The organism is Mesorhizobium sp. BR1-1-13 (assembly GCF_020165515.1).
Taxonomy (GTDB): Bacteria; Pseudomonadota; Alphaproteobacteria; order Rhizobiales; family Rhizobiaceae; genus Mesorhizobium.
This window is the reverse complement of sequence record NZ_JAIUIH010000008.1, coordinates 238,237-256,916: the sequence shown is the minus strand read 5'-3', so window position 1 is coordinate 256,916 and position 18,680 is coordinate 238,237. Positions and strand designations below refer to the sequence as shown.

Annotated in this window: 16 protein-coding genes and 1 pseudogene; 4 read left to right on the top strand and 13 right to left on the bottom strand. The window is 63.7% G+C overall.

Annotation, left to right across the window (positions count from 1 at the left end):
- Window positions 1-10: 10 nt before the first annotated feature.
- A complete protein-coding gene (locus LB533_RS19980) occupies window positions 11-916 on the bottom strand; it encodes a S1C family serine protease (RefSeq protein WP_140552302.1) in 906 nt (301 codons plus the stop codon).
- A gap of 237 nt (window positions 917-1,153) precedes the next feature.
- On the opposite strand from LB533_RS19980, the gene yghU reads away from it, so the two are divergent.
- Together yghU and LB533_RS19970 are read left to right on the top strand one after the other, a co-directional pair.
- Window positions 1,154-2,020 (top strand): glutathione-dependent disulfide-bond oxidoreductase, encoded by an 867-nt coding sequence (yghU, locus tag LB533_RS19975; protein WP_140499040.1) that lies wholly within the window; start codon window positions 1,154-1,156, stop codon window positions 2,018-2,020.
- Window positions 2,021-2,391: 371 nt separating this feature from the next.
- The gene (locus LB533_RS19970) at window positions 2,392-3,132 is read left to right on the top strand and encodes a sulfotransferase family protein (RefSeq protein ID WP_224678016.1); all 741 of its coding nucleotides are present in this window, start codon (window positions 2,392-2,394) and stop codon (window positions 3,130-3,132) included.
- Window positions 3,133-3,234: 102 nt separating this feature from the next.
- Here the strand turns inward: LB533_RS19970 and LB533_RS19965 are convergent, their stop codons facing one another.
- The 11 genes and pseudogenes from LB533_RS19965 to LB533_RS19915 form a co-directional block, all read right to left on the bottom strand.
- Complete coding sequence (locus tag LB533_RS19965) at window positions 3,235-4,197, bottom strand: hypothetical protein (protein ID WP_224678015.1); 963 nt, start codon at window positions 4,195-4,197, stop codon at window positions 3,235-3,237.
- A 33-nt stretch (window positions 4,198-4,230) separates the two neighbouring features.
- Window positions 4,231-5,262, bottom strand: a complete 1,032-nt coding sequence (locus LB533_RS19960; protein WP_224678014.1) for a hypothetical protein — start codon at window positions 5,260-5,262, stop codon at window positions 4,231-4,233.
- On the bottom strand, window positions 5,259-5,969 hold the full coding sequence (locus LB533_RS19955; protein WP_224678013.1) for a hypothetical protein: 711 nt from the start codon (window positions 5,967-5,969) through the stop codon (window positions 5,259-5,261). The genes LB533_RS19960 and LB533_RS19955 overlap by 4 nt, the downstream gene beginning before the upstream one ends.
- A gap of 107 nt (window positions 5,970-6,076) precedes the next feature.
- Window positions 6,077-7,498, bottom strand: coding sequence for a hypothetical protein (locus tag LB533_RS19950; RefSeq protein WP_224678012.1), 1,422 nt, complete (start codon window positions 7,496-7,498; stop codon window positions 6,077-6,079).
- Between the two features lie 244 nt (window positions 7,499-7,742).
- Window positions 7,743-7,909, bottom strand: a pseudogene (locus LB533_RS19945) (metal-dependent hydrolase); the annotation flags it as partial.
- Between the two features lie 315 nt (window positions 7,910-8,224).
- Window positions 8,225-8,995: an exodeoxyribonuclease III gene (locus tag LB533_RS19940; RefSeq protein WP_224678011.1), complete on the bottom strand. Its 771-nt coding sequence runs from the start codon at window positions 8,993-8,995 to the stop codon at window positions 8,225-8,227.
- A 173-nt stretch (window positions 8,996-9,168) separates the two neighbouring features.
- Entirely contained in the window at window positions 9,169-9,822 is a 654-nt protein-coding gene (locus LB533_RS19935; protein WP_140642722.1) for an alpha/beta fold hydrolase, read from the bottom strand.
- 67 nt (window positions 9,823-9,889) lie between these two features.
- Entirely contained in the window at window positions 9,890-10,996 is a 1,107-nt protein-coding gene (locus LB533_RS19930; RefSeq protein WP_224678010.1) for a tetratricopeptide repeat protein, read from the bottom strand.
- Window positions 10,993-11,895 (bottom strand): Ku protein, encoded by a 903-nt coding sequence (locus LB533_RS19925; protein WP_224678009.1) that lies wholly within the window; start codon window positions 11,893-11,895, stop codon window positions 10,993-10,995. The genes LB533_RS19930 and LB533_RS19925 overlap by 4 nt, the downstream gene beginning before the upstream one ends.
- A 222-nt stretch (window positions 11,896-12,117) precedes the next feature.
- Entirely contained in the window at window positions 12,118-14,601 is a 2,484-nt protein-coding gene (gene ligD / locus LB533_RS19920; protein ID WP_224678008.1) for a DNA ligase D, read from the bottom strand.
- Between the two features lie 120 nt (window positions 14,602-14,721).
- Entirely contained in the window at window positions 14,722-14,946 is a 225-nt protein-coding gene (locus LB533_RS19915) for a hypothetical protein (protein WP_140499061.1), read from the bottom strand.
- Between the two features lie 342 nt (window positions 14,947-15,288).
- Between LB533_RS19915 and LB533_RS19910 the strand changes: the two genes are divergently transcribed.
- Together LB533_RS19910 and LB533_RS19905 are read left to right on the top strand one after the other, a co-directional pair.
- Window positions 15,289-16,554, top strand: coding sequence for an NAD(P)-binding domain-containing protein (locus LB533_RS19910; RefSeq protein WP_224678007.1), 1,266 nt, complete (start codon window positions 15,289-15,291; stop codon window positions 16,552-16,554).
- A 107-nt stretch (window positions 16,555-16,661) separates the two neighbouring features.
- Window positions 16,662-17,849: an ATP-grasp domain-containing protein gene (locus LB533_RS19905; protein WP_224678006.1), complete on the top strand. Its 1,188-nt coding sequence runs from the start codon at window positions 16,662-16,664 to the stop codon at window positions 17,847-17,849.
- 12 nt (window positions 17,850-17,861) lie between these two features.
- Here LB533_RS19905 and LB533_RS19900 read toward each other — a convergent pair whose 3' ends face one another.
- A complete protein-coding gene (locus LB533_RS19900; protein ID WP_224678005.1) occupies window positions 17,862-18,680 on the bottom strand; it encodes a class I SAM-dependent methyltransferase in 819 nt (272 codons plus the stop codon).

Here is an 18,680-nt window from a genome sequence, read left to right as displayed (position 1 = left end):
GCGGCTGATATCACTGCAACTGCGGCTTCTTCAGGAAACTGCCGCGATCGGCGGATTTGACGCGCAGCCAGGTTTCGCGGCCGTCGCGCAGGACCCGCATCGGTATCTCGGCGCCGGCCGAACCGCTGTCCCACAGCTTGCGATAGAAATCGGCCAGCCCATCGACCGCGCCGTCGCGTATATCGGAGATGACGTCGCCCTCGCGCAGGCCCGCCTTGGCGGCTGGGCCGCCTTCGGTCACGCTCATCACCACCACCCGGCCGTCGCTTTCGGCCGAGAGGGCGCCGAGCCATGGCCGTGGCGGCCGCGCCACCTGGCCGCGCGTCAGGAGATCGTCGAGGATCGGCGGCAACAGGTCGATCGGCACCACCATGTTGATATCGGCGACCTCGCCGTTGCGGCTCATCTGCAGGCGCAGCGACCCGACGCCGAGCAGCGCGCCCTTTGCATCGAACAGCGCGGCGCCGCCCCAGGAAGGATGCGCCGGCGCGATGAAGATCGCTTCCTCGAGCAGATATTCCCAATAGCCGGCGAATTCCTGCTTGGTGACGATCCTGGCCTGAACCGACTGGCCGATGCCGTCGGCGAGCACCACGCTGTCCCCGATCCTGGCCCTGCCGGCGTCGCCCAGCGCCACCGCCGGCAGGCCAAGCGGCGCCAGCGCCTGAACCAGGCCAAAGCCCGATTCCTGGTCGTAGGCCAGCGCATGCGCCGGCACGACGCGGCCGTCATGGGTGGTAAGCCACACCTCTTCCGCCTCGGTGATGAGATAGCCGATGGTCAGCACCAGCCCATTGTCGCGGATAACGACGCCGCTGCCTTCGCGCAGCGTGCCCAATGCCCCGGCAGTGAAGGCATCGTCTGGAATGGTGGCGCGCACCGCCACGACGGAGCGTCTGTTGGGATTGATGGGCATGCTCTTGTCCTGGACGGGCTTGGGGATCACGTTCCTATAGGTATGGCAGGCGAACCAAGGCGCAAGGGGTTGGGGGGCATCCCCTCTATCCTTTCGAAACCCGAAGGGAAGATGAGCGGCATGGTCATTGACAATAGTTCAACGCAAGTTGAACTTTCCCGTTTGCAGCCCTAGCTGTAGGTGCAACTGCCAGTCCCGTTTCTAACCTGTCTCTCCCCCACAATACGAGGCCCTGCGATGACCGAATACACTCCGCCGAAAGTATGGACCTGGAATAAGCCGAGCGGCGGCGCCTTCGCCAGCATCAACCGCCCGATCGCCGGCCCGACGCATGACAAGGTGCTGCCGGTGGGCAAGCACCCGTTGCAGCTCTATTCGCTGGCGACGCCGAACGGCGTCAAGGTGACGATCATGCTGGAGGAATTGCTGGCGCTTGGCCACAAGGGCGCCGAATACGACGCCTGGCTGATCAGGATCAACGATGGCGACCAGTTCGGCAGCGGCTTCGTCGAGGTCAATCCGAACTCCAAGATCCCCGCACTGATGGACCGCAGCGGCGCCACGCCCATCCGCGTCTTCGAGTCCGGTTCGATCCTCACCTATCTCGCCGAAAAGTTCGGCGAGTTCCTGCCGACCGACCAGCCGGCGCGCGCCGAGACACTGTCCTGGCTGTTCTGGCAGATGGGCTCGGCCCCTTATCTCGGCGGCGGCTTCGGCCATTTCTATGCCTACGCGCCGACCAAGATCGAATATGCCATCGACCGCTTTGCCATGGAAACCAAGCGCCAGCTCGACGTGCTCGACCGCCGCCTGGCCGAGACCGAATATCTTTCCGGCGCCGGCTACTCGATCGCCGACATGGCGGTCTGGCCCTGGTATGGCGGACTGGCGCTCGGCCGCATGTATAATGATTCCGGCGAGTTCCTTTCGGTGCAGGACTATAAGAACGTGCAGCGCTGGGCGAAGGCGATCGACGAGCGCCCCGCGGTCAAGCGTGGACGCATGGTCAACCGCGCCTTCGGCGAACCCGCGATGCAGCTGCACGAACGCCACGACGCCAGCGACTTCGACACGAACACGCAGGACAAGCTCGCGGCTGAGTGAGCTGCGAGGGCGGGCAGCGGCGCTGCCCGCCTCCCTCGTGGCGTCCGATTTTTGCGAAAGCATCAATGACGGCAATGTCTCACTTGAGGGTGAGACGTGGGCCGCCCCGCCAAGTTCGAACAGCCCGGATCCCGATCCGCTCGGGCGCCTTCGAAACGGTCGCCCAACTTCGATGACGGGTGCCTCCGACAGGTCATGTAGAAATCTGTTGCGCGAATGCCAACCCTGGCGCAACCTCCTGCCAGCAGATTGGCATGAACGAGAAAAACGATCTGCGACCCGGCGTCTTTGCCGGGCAAGGGTATTGCTTGGGGTTATCGCAGCGCCAGACGTCCTTTCGGGGCGCACGCTGCCTTGGTCGGGGGAACAAAATGACGCTCACGCTCATCGGGGCCGTTTTCGGCCGCACCGGCACATGGTCGACCTTTGCCGCGCTGAACAAGCTCGGCCTGCCCTGCTACCACATGCAGGAAGTGATCATGAACAAGGCCAACAAAGGCCATCTCGACTTCTGGCGCAAGGTGGCCAACAGCCCGCCCGGGACGCAGCAGGACTGGGGCCGGGTGTTCGGCAATTACAAGGCGACGGTCGACAATCCCGGCTGCTGCGTGTGGCGCGAACTGATGGCCGCCTATCCCGACGCCAAGGTGCTGCTCACCTTGCACCCGCGCGGCGCGGAAGCCTGGTACGAGAGCACCATCGATACGATCTATTTCACCGAGAATGTCTGGCAGTTCAAGATCCTGGAATGGCTGACGCCATTCGGCCGGAAATTCGGCGACATGTCGCGGAAGCTGATCTGGGGCCGTACACTTGCCGGGGTCATGGGAGACCGCGACAAGGCCGTGGCGCGCTACAACGCCTATGTCGAGGAGGTGAAGGCGGCGGTGCCGCCGGAAAAGCTGCTGGTGTTCAAGGTCAGCGAAGGCTGGGCTCCGCTCTGCCATTTCCTCGACGTAGCGCAACCGAACGAGCCCTTCCCCAACCTCAACGACCGCGAGACCATCAAGAAGATCATCGCCGACATCATCAAGGGCTCCTACATCATGCTGGGGTTGAGTCTGGCGGCGGTTGTGGCGGTAATCGCGGCGCTGTGGTGGTGGCTGGGGTAGTTGGGGCGGACGCTTCCGCGCCGTGCCAAGAAGGGCGGCACTCCAAAACAGGGGCGTCGAGGCCCATGACTTGAAGAAGGCGGGATCACGCGGTCAACCGCATCAACTGGCGCCACCGTCCGAAGAACGCCGTACCCGAATTTCAATACGCCGGCGTTCCCGGATATCGCCACCGTGGCTGCCATCAGAGATGATGTCCCCCGGCATTACGAGCTGTGCCGCAGACAACGGAATGATCTTGACACCGCCCAGCCGTCCCGTCCGGATCAATGCGTTCGCTACCGCGATAGCACGTGAGAGCCCCAGCCCCGCATTGTCGGCCGGCGTCAAATCGCTGATAGCGCTGGCGCCGTTCATCGCCGAGATCGCAGCCGCATCGAGGTTGGACTGCTTGGCCGGATTGATTTTCTGCTCATCCGTATGGCCGACGATCTCGACGACATCGACTTTGTAGCGTGTCAGCAAAGACAGCACGTCGTCCGTGACCTTGGTCTGTAAACGCGCCCGGAACGCGTCGGTGAGCGCGGCGCTGCCACGTTCAAATGTATAGCCGTCGTCGCTCAACGTTATCATCGGCGGCCACTGCATCGACGATTCAGCCTCCGCGCTCCTGTCGTTGGAGGCCGAGAGCGTCTTTTCAAGTCGGTCCAGCAGACGGGGGTCGGCGGCTTTGGCTTCGCTGATTTCGAGTAGCAATTTCCGCAGCGTCGGGTCTGACGTCGGCGCGGCGTCGATGCCCTTTTCCGCAAGCCCGTCGATCACCGCTTTGGCCGCAACAAGCTCGGTCCAGTTGGCTGGCGGCAAAGGAAGCGCCGCTTTTGGAAACAGCGCCTGCAGGCGCGCCAGTTCGGCACGCATGTCAGCAAGCTGGCCCACCGTGATGTCCAGGTTCGCGGAGGCTTGCAGCTCGGCGATCCTCTCATCTTTTCGCTGTGCGATGCTGGCCGATACCAGCAGGAGACAGAAAAGCAGAAGGAGGAGAAGCTCGGCCATTGTGAGCCCAAGCACCACGCCTCGGCGATGGCCGCGTTCCCCTTCGGCGATAAGCGAGGAAGGCATCTTCATTGATATCGTCCCACACTGACCATGCGACGCGCTTTAGCCGCCACGCCAGAGCCGTCTGAATAGACCCTGCCGCGCCGGCGCCCGATCATAAGCCTCAAATGTCGCCGCAAGTTTGTCGAGCACATCGCTGGCCCGAAGCGCTTCCGCCGTGGACTGTTCGAGCCCACGCCGAAGCTCCGCCACATCGCCAAGACGGGAAGAGAAATCGCTCATGGCGGTTTCGATCGCCCGCTGCAAACCGGCCACGACCGGCTCCAGCCGAACCTCGATGACCTTGTCGGGTGTCGACATGCCAGCGAGCTTGTCGGCCACCGACTGCGTCGCGGTCGCAATCTGCGTACTGGCGCTGGTCAGGATGGCGTTGATGTCGTGAACTGCCTTGGCTGTCTGGTCGATGCCGCCCCGCAGCTCCTTGGTGTCTATTCCGTTCTGGATCGCCAGCGAGGATACCCTGATGTGCTCGGAAGCCTCTTTGGCGAGCAAGTCCAGCGACTGGACCAGGGATTTCGCCGAGGTTTCCACTTGCGTTCGTATCTCGTGATAGCCCTCTTGCAGCATCTGCTGGTTGGAGCGCTGGAAATGGTTCATCTCGCTCAGGATGCCATCGAGTTCCCGGCGCACCTTGCGGGACGCTTCTGCAAGCTCGAGACGTGACACGCGTTCCACTTCCATGGGGTCGCGCCGGAGCTGATTGAAGACGATGCGAAATGCAATGCCGGCGATGGTGGAGGCAACTGCGATGCCGAAATTGCGCACGATCTCGTCGACCGCGCCACCGCCTCCATACTGGTATAGCGAAACGGCAAGGCTGGTGAGCGTGAAGATGAAGCCCATATAGTAGAAGTTGTCGCCGGTTTGGTCGTCGCGCAGCCGGAGCCCGCGCGCGATCATGATCATCGCCGCGTAGCCCGTCATCAGCGCGATCGGCACGAAGGTAACGACAAATGCCGACACGGAAAGCGATTTGGCCACGACGATGTAGGCGGCGCCCAGGCCGGTAAAAACGATAAAGACTATTGGCGCCGCAGCGTCCAACTGCCGGCTGGCCACGCGCGGCCGTCTCACCCTTCAACTCCCTGCAACGACTTGGCAGAGCTGAAAACGCCGTGATTGTAGTCAATCCACTGCTGCCAGAATGCCATCAACGCGACGCTGTCGACGGGCGACTTCGCCCGGCGTATGAGCCAGATCGACACATCGCTGCCGGCGAGATCCGTAGCGAAGCGGTTTGCCGCGGGCGACTTTTTGAAGGCATCGAAATCTGTGACGCCGCGGTAGTGAGAGAAGAATTCGGTATTCTCGAACATGTCCGAAACGACAATCAGCCGCGAGGGGATCGCACGCGCTTTCTGGGCGACCAGATGGCTGACGGCTATCGACTGAATGCCGGCCATGATCGGTGAGCTGTCGGCTTTGTTTGCCTCGACCGCTTTCTCAAGCGCAACCAGCAGCGGCTGGCCGAATCCCGCTTGCCAACGCTCTCGCGCCAGCGCCGCATTGCCGGTGAAGGCACTGAGATCGCCGCCATTGCCGGGGTTGCACAGCGAGAAGAGTTCTTTCGTATAGGGTGCCGCTGATGTAAGGGCCCGGATCTCGAGCAAGCCACCGCGCTGGATGCCGGAGGCGGTATCGCGCAGCAGGGTCTGGATGTTCAGTTTGGTGACGTCGGCGATTGCATCCGTGGTATCGATCAGGATGATGGTTTGCGACGCAGCTCCGACAACCGGGCAAAGCCGATCGTCAAGTTCGACGAGTTGCGAGCGCGCCGACACATAGACGTAAGTAAAGCCTATCGCGGCGGCAATGAGGCCGAGCGCGAATAGAATAATCCAGCCCCAGCTGACAAGGTCGGAAGGCGAGCGCCGGGACCGTCGACCGCTCATTGGGCTTCAGGCACCAGCACATCCAGCTCGCGATACTGCTTCAACGCAGCCTCGAACTGTTCACCCAGGCCGACCATCATCTTGTCGAGATCGCCTTGCGCATCCTTGATGGAAGCTTGCAATTCGTCACTGTTCCATTCCCCGTCGCGGAAATATTGAATGCCGATCCGGCTGAGTTGGTATGGCCGCGAAAAGCGCTCCGGCGCGGGTGTCGTGCGTACAGCGATATTGGCGTCCCTGTAGATTCGGAACAGGCTGTTTGCGGCACGTTCAAGCTGAGCTTGGTGGGCGTCGAACAGCCCAACCAACCGAGAGCGATGCGCCACGATCGCATCGTGTTCTGTCCGCTGCTTGCTGAGGTCGGCGCGCGCATCGGCGAGTTCATCCTCGTAGCCACTGCGGACGTCGGAAAGCTCGCCGATCAGGCCTTGGCGCTTGTTTCGATAATTTGCCCGCGCCTCGTCAAGCCGGTGATCAACCGTGGCGTAGCCTGGATAGGTGTCACGCATGCTGAGCCCATCGATCAGGACAAAGAGTGAAAACATCACACCGAGGAAGAAGAGTATCCAGGAGCGAAATTCGTTCAGTGCGAATGGCGCGCTTAGCAAGCGTCGCATCACCTCGTCGCCATTGGTCGCGATCGTTCCGGCAACCTCGCGGTAATGCGCCAGACCAAGATTGATGGCAATCGCTGCGCCGATATAGGCGGCGATGGCGAGAATGCCGACAAACTTACGGAAAATCGAGCGATGCGCGATCTCGCGCACGCCATAGAGGGCGAACATCAGCGCGACGCCGACATTGAGGATCGCGAAGATCAGCGCCTCGACGATGCCGCCGACCAGCCCGAGCTCGTTTCGCTTTGCAAGCAGTTCGCCATTGATGACGAGCTCTGCCATCACCAGCGCCACCACAAAGAGCCATTTCAACGTGGTACCGATGGCCGTGGTCTTCTTGCAGGGCCGGCGAAGCCCGTTCTGATCCTTGAAATCACGATGCCAGGACTCTGCCTCCTTCAGATCGCGCCGCAGCCCATGCAGATCATCGATCCCCATCTGCAATTCGGCTTTCAGGTCGGAGAGACCAGCCGTGGATGCCGCTTTTATATTGGCAAAGCGCGATTCAAAGTCGAGATCGATGAGACGCTGCCTGAACCCCGCAAGTTGGTTCTCCAGATGATCGTGGGATTGTTTCTGGGCGGCTCCGACCAATTCGATGATATCGTTTTCAACGGCATCGTAAGGGAGGTCATCGCTTTGAGGCAGATTCTCCCTGCCCCGCTTCTCGCCTTTCTCCGCAAGCCGCATATCCGTTGCAATGCGCTGGACGTCAATGTCGGGGAATGACTCTGTCGTCGGCCTATAGGCATGCGGCGGCCGCAACAGCCGTTGCTTGAGCTTTTCCAGTGACCCGAACATTCCACCCCACGTACACTCTTCCGACCACCCGGATCGAGGCTAGCGGTAAGCTTCGGATTCTTCAACGAGTTTCGCCCAAATCGAAACTCGAGCTGAAATATCTCTCGCGGATGCACGGCATCTGCAATTCCGCCGGAATGACTGTCTCTTGCTAGGGAGCCGTATTGTACTTCACACCGTTTACTGCATGGTCGCTGTTGCTGACCAAACGCCGCAGTCTCGATCGCACGGCGAAGCTCTTGCCCTACCCAGCCAGCTTCCCATCCTTGGCGATTTCCCTCCCTCCGCGATACACCGTGCGCTCCTTCGGTACCGCCACGACTGCCTCGGGCACATGCTCGGCCCTCAGCGTCACGAAATCCGCCTTGGCGCCGAGGCAATTCCGTAACCTTCAAGTCCGAGCGCCTTGGCCCGCCGCAACAGGTGGAAACAGTTTCAAGGGGACCGCGAAGATCCGGCCCGAACAAGGCGATAGTCGCACATCTTGAATCGGCACGACAGGCCTGCTTCCTGGCTCGTTCACTCCGGCGTGCCGGGGAACAGCGCCAGCGCATCACCGCCGGCTAGTAGCGAGGGGTGCGGTCGTAGCCGCCTGTCGGCACCGTATCGTCGGCAGCGAAGCCGACCGTATCGCTGTCGAAATGGCGGGCTGAAGCCCGACTACAGGGCAGGACAGAGCGGGAGAATGCAAGAGACCTGGCATCCCGCGCCGTCAACGGCCGCCCCTCACCCCAACTCCACCCACACCGGCGCGTGGTCGCTGGCGCCGTCCTCACCGCGCACGTCGCGGTCGATGCCGGCAGCCTTGAGCTTGCGGGCGAGCTTCTTCGACAGGAGGATATGATCGAGCCGCAAGCCCGCATCGCGCGGCCAGCGGTTCCGCCGGTAATCCCAGAAGGTGTAGAGCGTCTCCTTGGGGTAGACCTTGCGCAGTGCGTCCGTCCAGCCTTGCTCGATGAGCGCCGCAAAGGCTGCCCGGCTTTCCGGTTGTACCAGCGCGTTATCGTCGTAGGAGCGCGTGGCATAGATATCGCGCGGCTCGGGCACGATGTTGTAGTCGCCCGCCAGCACCACCGGCAGCCCGGGGTCGAGCAGTTGTGCCGCATGCGCAGCGAACCTGTCATGCCAGGCGAGCTTGTACTGGAATTTCGGCCCCGGCTGCGGGTTGCCGTTCGGCGCGTACAGGCAGCCGATGACGATACCGTTCACCGCCGCCTCGATGTAGCGGCTCTGCCTGTCGGCACCGTCGCCGGGCAGCACGTCCCGCGTCAGGACAGGCTCGGCGCCCCGCGCCAGTATGGCGACGCCGTTCCAGGTCGGCTCCCCCTTCCACACCGCGCCGTAGCCGGCATCGGCCAGGGCAGTGCGCGGAAACTGCATATCGCGCGCCTTCAACTCCTGCAGGCAGACGACATCGGGGCTTGCCGCCGCCAGCCACGCCAGAAGGTTCTCGAGCCGGCTGTTGATATTATTGATGTTGAAGGAGGCGATCTTCATCTGGAAAAACCGGAGACACCTTTCGCTTCGTCATCCTCGGGCTTGACCCGAGGATCCATGCCGTGACTGCAGCCGAAGAATGCGACCCGTCAGAATTCCGCACCGTCGCAACACTCGCAGATCACGGCATCGATCCTGGGGTCTGCGCGCGTCGCTTCGCTCCTTGCTCCGCCCTAGGATGACGAAGGCGGTGGTTGCGCCGCCCAAGTCTTCACCGTCTCCGCAACCGTCTTCAGATGGTCGGCGGTCGAAAACCCCGAAATGCCCTTTCGCGGCTTCAGGTCGTGATCGCCATCCTCCAGCCAATGCACCTCAATGGCGTCGGAAAGGCCGTAGGTCGCGACCTCGTCCCTGGTGCCGAACTCGTCGCGCGTGCCTTGGAAGATCAGTGTCGGCGTCTTCAGCCCTGCCAGATGCTTGGTCCGCAACTGCTCGGGCTTGCCGGGCGGGTGGAAGGGATAGCCGAGGCAAACCAGCCCCGAAATCTCGCCCTTGGCGAACATCTCATCCGCCACCATCGAGGCGACGCGTCCGCCCATCGACTTGCCGCCGATGATGAGCGTTCCGGTGACGCCTTTCGCCCGGAGATCCGCGATCGCCTTGACGTATTCCGGGTTCACCGTCTCGGCGCGTGGCGGCGGCTTGCGGTGGCCGTAGCGGCGGGCAGCCATATAGTGGAACTCGAACCGCGCGACCTGAAAGCCCACTGCCGCCAGAGCCTTGGCGGTAGCGGTCATCGATGGAGAATCCATCGATGCGCCGGCGCCATGCGCGAGCAGGATGGTGGTTGGGGCGGTGTCGTGGCCGTCGAAGAGGAAGCTGGTCATGGGGCGGCCTTTCCACAAAGGCCGAGTTCCTTGGCGTCCCCCTGCTCAAGCGCGCCCATACATCCCCTCACCCCGCCGACTTCGCCAACTGCATATCCACGAACTGCACGCCCTTGGCCGCAACCCCAGCCCACTCCGACTCCGCGTCGAGCTCCAGATACCGCGCCCACAGCAGCCGCGCTTCCAGCAAATTGCCTGCGTCGAATTCCAGCCGGGCGAGGTTGAACACCGGATCGGCGTAATTGCTGTCCAGCGCGATCGCCTTCCGCAAGTGCCTTCGTGCCGACGCCGTCTTGCCCTCCTCGCTCATCAGCCCGGCGAGATTGAACCAGGCCTCGACGAAAGCCGGATCGAGCTTGATCGCGCGCGCATAGTCATGGGCCGCTTCCGCCGGATGGCCGCCGGCGCGCAGGCAGTTGGCGCGGTTGAAGGCGGCGATCGCGTCGCCTGGATCGATGGCAAGGCAGCGCTGGTAGCGCGCGGCGGCACCATCATGGTCGCCGTCCTGCTCCGCCGCTTCGGCCTCGGCGAACAGCTCTTCCAGCGGATCGTCGTCGGTGGCGCCGAGATCGAACAGCAATTGCCCGTCGAGCTCGCTCTCGCCGCCATCTAGATAGATCGCATCGGGCCGCCCGAATGCCGAGCCGACCGCGAGCGACTTGGCGGTGAGCGAAGCCACCGGGCCGGAACGGTGCACCGAGCGCGCGATCGCGCCCCATGTCGCGCCGCCGGCGACCAGCCCGGCATATTTGCGCGCCAGGATCAGGTCGCGGAAGGAATAGGGTTCCGAGTCATGTTCGAAAGCATCGAACAGCGACAGGAGATCGAGGTCGGCGCCGGATAGCCGCGACTGATCGATCAGCGATTGCCGCGATAGCGAGGAGGCCTCGGGCACCTTCATCAGTCCGAGCAGGCGCAGAAAACCGTTCTCGCTGAGCAATGCGCGCCCGGCGCCGCGCTCGGCGGCGACCCGGCGTTCGATGTCGGCATCGCCGGTCTTCGTGAGCCCGGCCTTGACCAGCAGACCGCGACCGAACACGACATGCGTGGTGCGCCGGGTGACGCCGCGCCTGAGTTCGCCATGCTGGCGCGCGACCTCGCGCGCCGCCAGCCTGAGCGGAAACGCCGCCAGCGCACCGATCGTGCCGAATATGGCGCCGGCTGGTGCCGTCACTTCTTGCTCTTGCCGACCGCCTTCAGCAGGTTGGCTTTCAGCGGATTCTCAGCAGTGGCGGCCGCCTTGGCCTTGGCGGCGGGCTTCTCGTCGGCCTTGCTCTTTGACTTGGCCGGCGGCTTCGACTGCGACTGCGACAGGCTCGCCTTCAGCGCATCCATCAAATTGATGACGTTGCCGCGCTCGGGTGCCGCCGCGATGATGGGCTTGTGGCCCTTCAGCTTCTCGCGGATCATCGCCATCAGCGCGATCTCGTAGCGGTCCTCGTAGTTCTTCGGATCGAAGGTGGTTTCCTTCTGCTTGATCAGCGCTTCGGCGAGTTGCAGCATTTCAGGATCCGGGTTGCCGGCCGGGATGTTGCCGAAATATTCAGCCGTGCCGCGCACTTCGTTCGGGTTCCTCAACGTGCACACGAACATGCCGTTTTCGCGCGCGCCGATCGTCACCACGCGCTCGCGGCTGGACAGGACCAGTCGGGCGATCGCCAGCTTGCCGGATTTGCGCATGGCTTCGCGCAACACGGCGAAAGTCTCCTCCGCCATCGCGCCGTCCGGTGCCATGTAATAGGGCGCGTCCTGGTAGATGACGTCGACCTCGTCCTCGTCGACGAAGGCCTCGATGTTCATCGTGTGGTTGGATTCGATGCGCACCGCGTCGAGGTCGCTATCGTCGATGATGATGTACTGCTTGTCCTCGTACTCGTAGCCCTTGACCAGGTCGGAACGCTCGACCAGTCCGAGTTCCGGATCGACCGGCTTCATGTTGATGCGGTTGTGGGTCTTCTTGTGCAACTGGTTGAACGAGATGCGCTCGCTGGCGCTGGTGGCGGGGTATAGCCGCACCGGACAGCTCACCAGACTGAGCTTGAGGTAACCTTTCCAACTTGCCCTGGGCGCCATGATGAACTCCTACGCGGCCATGCACTGCAACTATCGCAGCGCTTTCGTCCGAAGGACGAACAAGGCTGCGCAAATCCTACACCGACCCCGCACCTTACCAGCAAATCCTGACGAAATGTTTTAGGACGCCGGAAGGGCCACGAGCAGAGAATAATTCAAATTGTCAAAAGCGTCGATGGACTTGGGTTTCCTCGCCCCGCGAAGCGGGGGAGAGGAACCAATCTATTTGAACGTAGGCAAATCCCGAGCAAACTCGTCGATCTCCGCCCACGGATCCCCTGACGTCTCCAGCAGTCCCGGCAGCGACGCATAGTTCAGGTCCTGCGGAGCGTCGATCGTCTCCAGATCCGCCCAGCTCACCGGCGTCGAGGCCGGCAGGTTGGTGCGGGCGCGCAGCGAATAGGGCGCGGCGGAGGTGTGGCCGCGCGCGTTGCGGTGATAGTCGATGAAGATGCGCTTCTTGCGGTTGTCCTTGCCCATTGTGGTGGTGAAGGTGTCCGGCGCGCTTGCCGCCAGATGCGTGGAAATCGCGCTGGTCGCCTGGTGCAGCGTCTTCCAGTTCTGCCTGGCGGTCACCGGCACGGTGATATGAATGCCCTTGCCGCCCGAGGTTTTGGCGAAGGGCACCAGCCCCAGCCCTTCCAGTTCGCCCTTGATGTGCACCGCAGCCTCGACCACTTCACGCCAGGAGATCCCTTCGCCCGGATCGAGATCGAAGACGATCTGGTCCGGCCTGTCGAGGCTGGTGCGGTGCGTGCCCCAGGTGTGGAACTCGACGACGCCGAACTGCGCCAGCGCCAGATAGCCCTTCGCGCCCTCGACCGAGAGGTAGGATTTGGTCTCGCCCTCGGAATTGGTCGCCTCGAAGGTGGCAACCGAAGGGGGCATGCCGGTGAAGGCGTGGCGCTGGAAGAAGCAGTCCTTCGGCAGGCCGGTTGGGCAGCGCACCAGCGACACCGGGCGCCCGAGAATATGCGGCAGCATGAAATCGCCGACCAGCGCGTAGTAGACGGCGATGTCGAGCTTGGTCGGCCCGGTCTTGCCGAACAGCCGCCTGGTCGGGTTGGTGACCCAGATCGTGGCGAGGTCGGCCTCCGCGATCAGCCGCTTGCGCTTGGCCGAAACCGGCGTCGAGAGGCCGACATCCCTGAGGCCGCGAAACACCGCATGGCGCAGAGCATTGTCCGCCGTGCGGTTGGCGTAATGGATGCGCGCCGAAAACAGCGGCTTCACCCAGTGCATCTCGCGCATGATTTCGCGCGGCACGCCTTCCGGCGCCGTGGCGCCCGCTGTCAGCGGCTCCAGCCGGGCGAGCAGGTCAGCCGCGGTCTCGGCGTCGAAACCGGTGCCGACCTTGCCGCGATAGTGCAGCTCGCCGTCCTGCCACTCGGCCATGCCCAGTGCGGCCAGCCCTTCCGCCGCTTGCGAGGTCGTGTAGCCGGCGATGACGAAATCGTCCTTCTCGAGCGCCTTGCACTTGGTCCAGCTCTTGGTGCGGCCGCTCTGGTAGGTCGCGGTGGCGCGCTTGGAGACGACGCCTTCCAGGCCGAGCTCCGTCGCTTGGTCGTATAGCCCCTGCCCGGAGCCCTCGACATGGTCGGAGAACTGGATCGCGGAATTGGCGCCGACGCCGGCGAGCAGTTCAGCCAGCAGCGCCTTGCGCCTCTCCAGCGGCGCCTTGCGCAGATCCCAGCCGTCGAGATGGAGGAGATCGAAGGCGTAGAAATGCAGCTTGCTGCCGGCGCCCTCGGCCAGCGCGTCCTGCAGCAGCGCGAAACGCGAAATGCCCTTGCCGTCGAGCATGACGATCTCGCCGTCGATAATCGCCTCGCGGCACGGCAGCTTGGCGAAGGCATGCGGCAGATCGCCATAGCGCTTGGTCCAGTCGATGCCGCCGCGGGTGATCAGCCTGACCTCGCCATCGGTCAGATGCGCCATGGTGCGGTAGCCGTCGAACTTGATCTCGTGCAGCCAGGTCTCGCCGGTGCGGTCGCCAGGATCGTCACCGCCCGGCGGTTTCGGCACCTGTGTTGCCAGTTGCGGCTCTATGCGGGCGGCGGGCGAGGCCTTGACCGCGCCGGGCAAGGCGCCGGGCTTCAGCGTGCCAGGCCTTGGCGCAGCCTTGGCCGGCGGCGGCGCCACCAGCTCCTCGATACGGCGGCCGGACTTCACGCTCTCCGGCCGTGCTTCCAGGATATCAAGCGTGGGATTGGAGGCGAGGTCGCGCTCCTTGAACAGAAGCCAGTTCTTCTTGCCCTCCTCTTCGCCGGGCTTCGGCTTCAGCCTGGTCAACATCCAGCCGCCATTGAGCTTTTGGCCAGCCAGCCGGAACTTGAAGGCGCCGGCGCGCAAGCTCTTCTCGACATCCTCCATCGGCGCCCAGCTGCCCGTGTCCCAGACGATCATCGGCCCGCCGCCATACTCGCCCTCGGGGATGACGCCTTCGAAGTCGATATATTCGAGCGGATGGTCCTCGGTCTCGACCGCCAGCCTTTTGTCGGCCGGATTGAGCGAGGGCCCGCGCGGCACCGCCCAGCTCTTCAGCACGCCGCCAACCTCCAGGCGCAGGTCGTAGTGATCCGCCGTGGCATGGTGCTTGTGGACGACGAAGCGGTTGCCCTCCTCGGCGATCAACCCACCCGCCGGTTCCGGCGTCTTCGAGAATTCGCGCTTGGCGCGGTAAGGTTTGAGCTTGGAGGGCGTCATGGCATCGACCGCCGCAAGCCAGCCAATTGCAACAACAGAGCGCCATGCCTGCTCGAACGGTCCGATGCGGCATGTATCAGGGTGACTAGCCGAAACGTCGCTGCCAACCAGTCACCACGCTCAATCGTCGGCCGCCGGCGTCAGTTCGAGCTCAGCGGGCGACAGGCCCTGCCGCAGCTGGCTCAAGCGGAATTCGTCGACCCAGTAGGCCTCGCCATCGACCAGCACGCGCGCCCTATAGGTGCCGCCTGAAAAACTCTGCGCGGTGATGTAGACCTTGTGGCGGTCGAGCGCCTTGCGCACCGCGGCGCGCTTGGAGTTCTGGCTGTTCACGGCACTGGACATGCGCTTCGCCCTCGGTCGCCCTGACACGGAACTCGACCGCTCTTCGCGGTCCAGCGACTGGCCCCAAGGATGGCGGAGAGCGGCGCGGGTGTCAATTTCCTCGCCGCGGCGGCTTCCCTGCAAGACGCAAGCATAGCCGACGGCATCGGCTCGATTATGTCCGCGAACCTGCGGGCTGGAACAATATGACATCTTGTTTGGCATATGCGCCGAGGCGGCGCGGCGCTTCTGCTTTCCGCATTGTTAACCTCGGCGCGCCTAGGAATAGGGCGGGCTCCGGACGCGGCGCCAATGCGTCAGAGCGGCGCGGGGATGGTGCGGCCATCCAGGAGAACAAGGTTCATGACCGCTTCCGTACGAAGCAATGACTGTGAAGTGGCTGTTGTCGGCGCCGGACCTTTCGGACTTGGCGTCGCCACGGCGCTCAGGGCAGCCGATGTAGACGTGCTTGCCTTTGGCAGCCCGATGGGCTTTTGGCGCGAGAGCATGCCTCGGGGCATGCGGCTTCGCTCGCCCTGGCGCGCAACCTTTATCGGCAACCCCAACGGCCCGCTGTCCCTCGATTCCTACGCCAGCGGCCAGCGCGTCCAATTGCGCGAGCCATTGCTCCGGCAAGATTTCGTCGACTATGGGATGTGGGTTCAGGCTCAGGCGATTCCGGATCTCGACACGCGCATGGTGAGCCGTGTCGAACGGACCAATGCGGGATTCCGGCTGATCCTTGCCGACGGCGATGCGGTTCGCGCCGGGCGCGTCGTCGTCGCCATGGGCCTGAAGAACCAGGAACTGGTGCCCCCCGCCTTCACCGGCCTGCCCTCCGAACTGGTCAGCCACACCAGCGCGCACACCGGATTCGAAGCCTTTGCCGGCAAGCATGTCGCCGTCGTCGGGCGCGGACAAAGCGCCTGCGAATCCGCCGTCCTGCTGAGAAAGGCGGGAGCCGACGTCGAACTCGTCTGCCGGGGCGACATCCATTGGCTGGGCGCGCCGTCCAGCAGCCGGGGCCGCAATGTGCTCGGCGCCGCCGAGGAACTCCTGGCGTCGCCCTCGCGCGTCGGTCCCTTCCCGTTGTCCTGGCTGATCGAGGCGCCGGGTCTCGTGCATAGTTTGCCAGCGGCTGCACGACGCTGGGTCAATGCGCGTGGCCTCAGGGCCGGCGCGTCGGGCTGGCTGCTGCCGGACTTCGGCGGCATCAAGGTCAAGGCCGGCCGTGTGATCGTCGACGCCTCCGCCAGCAACTCCGGAATAGACTTGCGGTTCGAGAACGGCTCGACCGCTTATGATCACGTCCTGCTCGCGACCGGCTATCGCATAGACATCGGCAAGCTTGGGCTCTTCGCCCCCGACCTCCTCGATGCGATTGCCTGCCGCGACGAATCGCCGATCCTTTCCGCGGGGCTGGAATCGAACATTCCCGGCCTGCATTTTGTCGGCGCCGGCGCGGTCGCGAGTTTTGGCCCGTTGATGCGTTTCACCGCCGCCACCCCGTATGCGGCGCGGGCCGTCACCCGTTTCATACGCGCCGCGAGAAGCAAGGGCCAGAACGCACGGCGCTCCACCGTGAGACTGGGCGAAGCCTCGCTGCCCGCCGGCCCGAAGCCGCGTTGAGCGTCGCCGGCCGCGCCATGTATCAGCGCGATCAGGCGGGGCTCTCGTCTCTCAAAGCGGAAGAGCTGGGCAACCGGCCGTGCCGGACAACATGTGAGGGTGGAGGCGTGGCGACGTCAGGCGCAGTGTTTCTTGGTGGCGCGCACGGCACGCTTGCCCTGGCGCGCAGCCTCGGCGCCCAAAAAGTGCCCCTCACCTACATCACCAATGATTCGCCGCTGCCAGGCTGGTCCCGATTTGTCGGAGCCACCATCCGCTGGCCCGGCCCAACCGATGAGCGGGCGCTGCCGTTTCTGCTGGAAGCGGCGCGTAAACACCGTCTGGAGGGATGCCTCCTGATCCCGGCCGCCGATCCAGAGGTTCGCCTGGTCTCGGAAAATCTCGCCGCCCTGTCGGCGCTCTATAAGATCGCGCTGCCCTCCTGGGATGTGTTGCAGTGGGTCTGCGACAAGCCGTTGCTCTACAGGCGGGCAACCGAGTTGCGGCTGTCCATTCCAAGGACCTATGACATCGTATCCATGGCGCAGGCCTCATCCCTGGACATGGTTTTTCCGGTCGTTCTCAAGCCTCACATGGGTGGCGGCAACACCCGCATCGCAAGGGCCAAGGTCGTCCAGGCCGACGACAGGGCCTCGTTTCTTGCCGCCTATCGCGACGCGGCCGAACAGATCGGCGGCCAAAACGTCGTCGTGCAGGAGTGCGTGCCGGGCGGGGGAGAAAGCCAATTCTCTTACGCCGCGCTCTGGAACGAGGGCAAGCCGATCGCGGAGTTCACCGCGCGCCGCTCGCGGCAATATCCGGTCGACTTCGGCTATACCAGCACCTTCGTCGAGATCGTCGACGAGCCCCGCGCCGTCGCCGCCGCGCGCACATTGCTGTCGTCGATCGGCCATAGCGGCCTGGTCGAGGTCGAATTCAAGCACGATTGTCGCGACGGCAGGCTCAAGCTTCTCGACGTCAATCCGCGCCCCTGGTCCTGGTTCGGACTTTGCGCGCCTGCTGGCGTCGACCTGGGCGCGATGCTGTGGGAAACAGTGAACGGCCGGGCCACCGCGGCCGCTAGCGCTCGCCCGGGAACGGCATGGATGTATCTTGCCCGCGACGCTGTTTCATCCGTGACGCTGATGTGGCGCGGCAGCCTCGGCATCGCGGCCTATCTCAACTCGTTCGCGACGGTTCGATCCTGGGCGGCGTTCGCCTCAAACGATCTGTTGCCGGGGCTGATCGAGCTGCCGCTGACGGCATGGCGGGTGCTGACGAAACGGCTGCTGAACCCGACCGGCCGCCGGCGCTGACAAAATCGCCCTTTATGATGGCCGGTAGTCGAAGATCGCGTAGTCGATGGTCCGCACCGCGTCGAGGAAACGCGGCATGGGCGGCGTCACGCGTTGCTGGAAAGACCCGGCATCGCGGATAGCGGGCTTCGCCCAGTCGATGGCCCTGTGGCTCGAACTGCCGTAAACGACGAGGCAGGGCCGCGTGTGCCGTTCCAGCGACGCCATGAGATTGCCCAGCACGATTTCGAACACATCCCTGGAAAAGGGATTGTAGAAATAGACCAGCAGCGGCGTCGGCGGGAACTCATACGTCGCGGCATCCGCTTCGATGACCGCAATCTTGCGGCATTTCTGGGCCGGGCTCTTGTATCGCTCGATATTGCGCCGGGCGATGGCGACCAGCTCCCGCGCGAACTCCACACCGACAATCGCGGCGAACGGGTAGTGCGACGCCAGCAGGAGCGTGCGCGACTTGCCCGAACCGATATCGATGAAAGTGTAGTCTGCGAGATCGTCCGTCAGCCTGTCCATGATGAAGGCGAAGGATCTGGGCGACGTGCAGACGCATTCATTGCCCTGGTCCCGGTGCGGCCCGACGACATCGAGCGCGTCGAGCCGGATCGAACCCGCCGTGTCCACGCCATTGTCGCGATCCCACTGGCGCGCCAGCCGGTCGGCAACGAGATGGCGGATGTTGCGTGCGACGAAGCGGCCGCTTTCACCGAGGCCATGCCGCCGCACGAGCCGGAACGGTTCGAGGATTCCTTGCTGCCGGACGAACCGCAGCGCCCTTGCGATGCGTCCCTTCGATCTGTCCTGCAAATCGATGCTATGCGTTTCGCGGTTCAT

What these genes read in the sequence shown, in the direction of transcription:
- LB533_RS19925 (WP_224678009.1), bottom strand. Translation starts at nt 11,895, where the DNA reads ATGGCGCCCAGGGCAAGTTGGAAAGGTTACCTCAAGCTCAGTCTGGTG.
- ligD (WP_224678008.1), bottom strand. Translation starts at nt 14,601, where the DNA reads ATGACGCCCTCCAAGCTCAAACCTTACCGCGCCAAGCGCGAATTCTCG.
- yghU (WP_140499040.1), top strand. Translation starts at nt 1,154, where the DNA reads ATGACCGAATACACTCCGCCGAAAGTATGGACCTGGAATAAGCCGAGC.
- LB533_RS19915 (WP_140499061.1), bottom strand. Translation starts at nt 14,946, where the DNA reads ATGTCCAGTGCCGTGAACAGCCAGAACTCCAAGCGCGCCGCGGTGCGC.
- LB533_RS19935 (WP_140642722.1), bottom strand. Translation starts at nt 9,822, where the DNA reads ATGACCAGCTTCCTCTTCGACGGCCACGACACCGCCCCAACCACCATC.
- LB533_RS19965 (WP_224678015.1), bottom strand. Translation starts at nt 4,197, where the DNA reads ATGAAGATGCCTTCCTCGCTTATCGCCGAAGGGGAACGCGGCCATCGC.
- LB533_RS19900 (WP_224678005.1), bottom strand. Translation starts at nt 18,680, where the DNA reads ATGAACCGCGAAACGCATAGCATCGATTTGCAGGACAGATCGAAGGGA.
- LB533_RS19970 (WP_224678016.1), top strand. Translation starts at nt 2,392, where the DNA reads ATGACGCTCACGCTCATCGGGGCCGTTTTCGGCCGCACCGGCACATGG.
- LB533_RS19950 (WP_224678012.1), bottom strand. Translation starts at nt 7,498, where the DNA reads ATGTTCGGGTCACTGGAAAAGCTCAAGCAACGGCTGTTGCGGCCGCCG.
- LB533_RS19980 (WP_140552302.1), bottom strand. Translation starts at nt 916, where the DNA reads ATGCCCATCAATCCCAACAGACGCTCCGTCGTGGCGGTGCGCGCCACC.
- LB533_RS19940 (WP_224678011.1), bottom strand. Translation starts at nt 8,995, where the DNA reads ATGAAGATCGCCTCCTTCAACATCAATAATATCAACAGCCGGCTCGAG.
- LB533_RS19910 (WP_224678007.1), top strand. Translation starts at nt 15,289, where the DNA reads ATGACCGCTTCCGTACGAAGCAATGACTGTGAAGTGGCTGTTGTCGGC.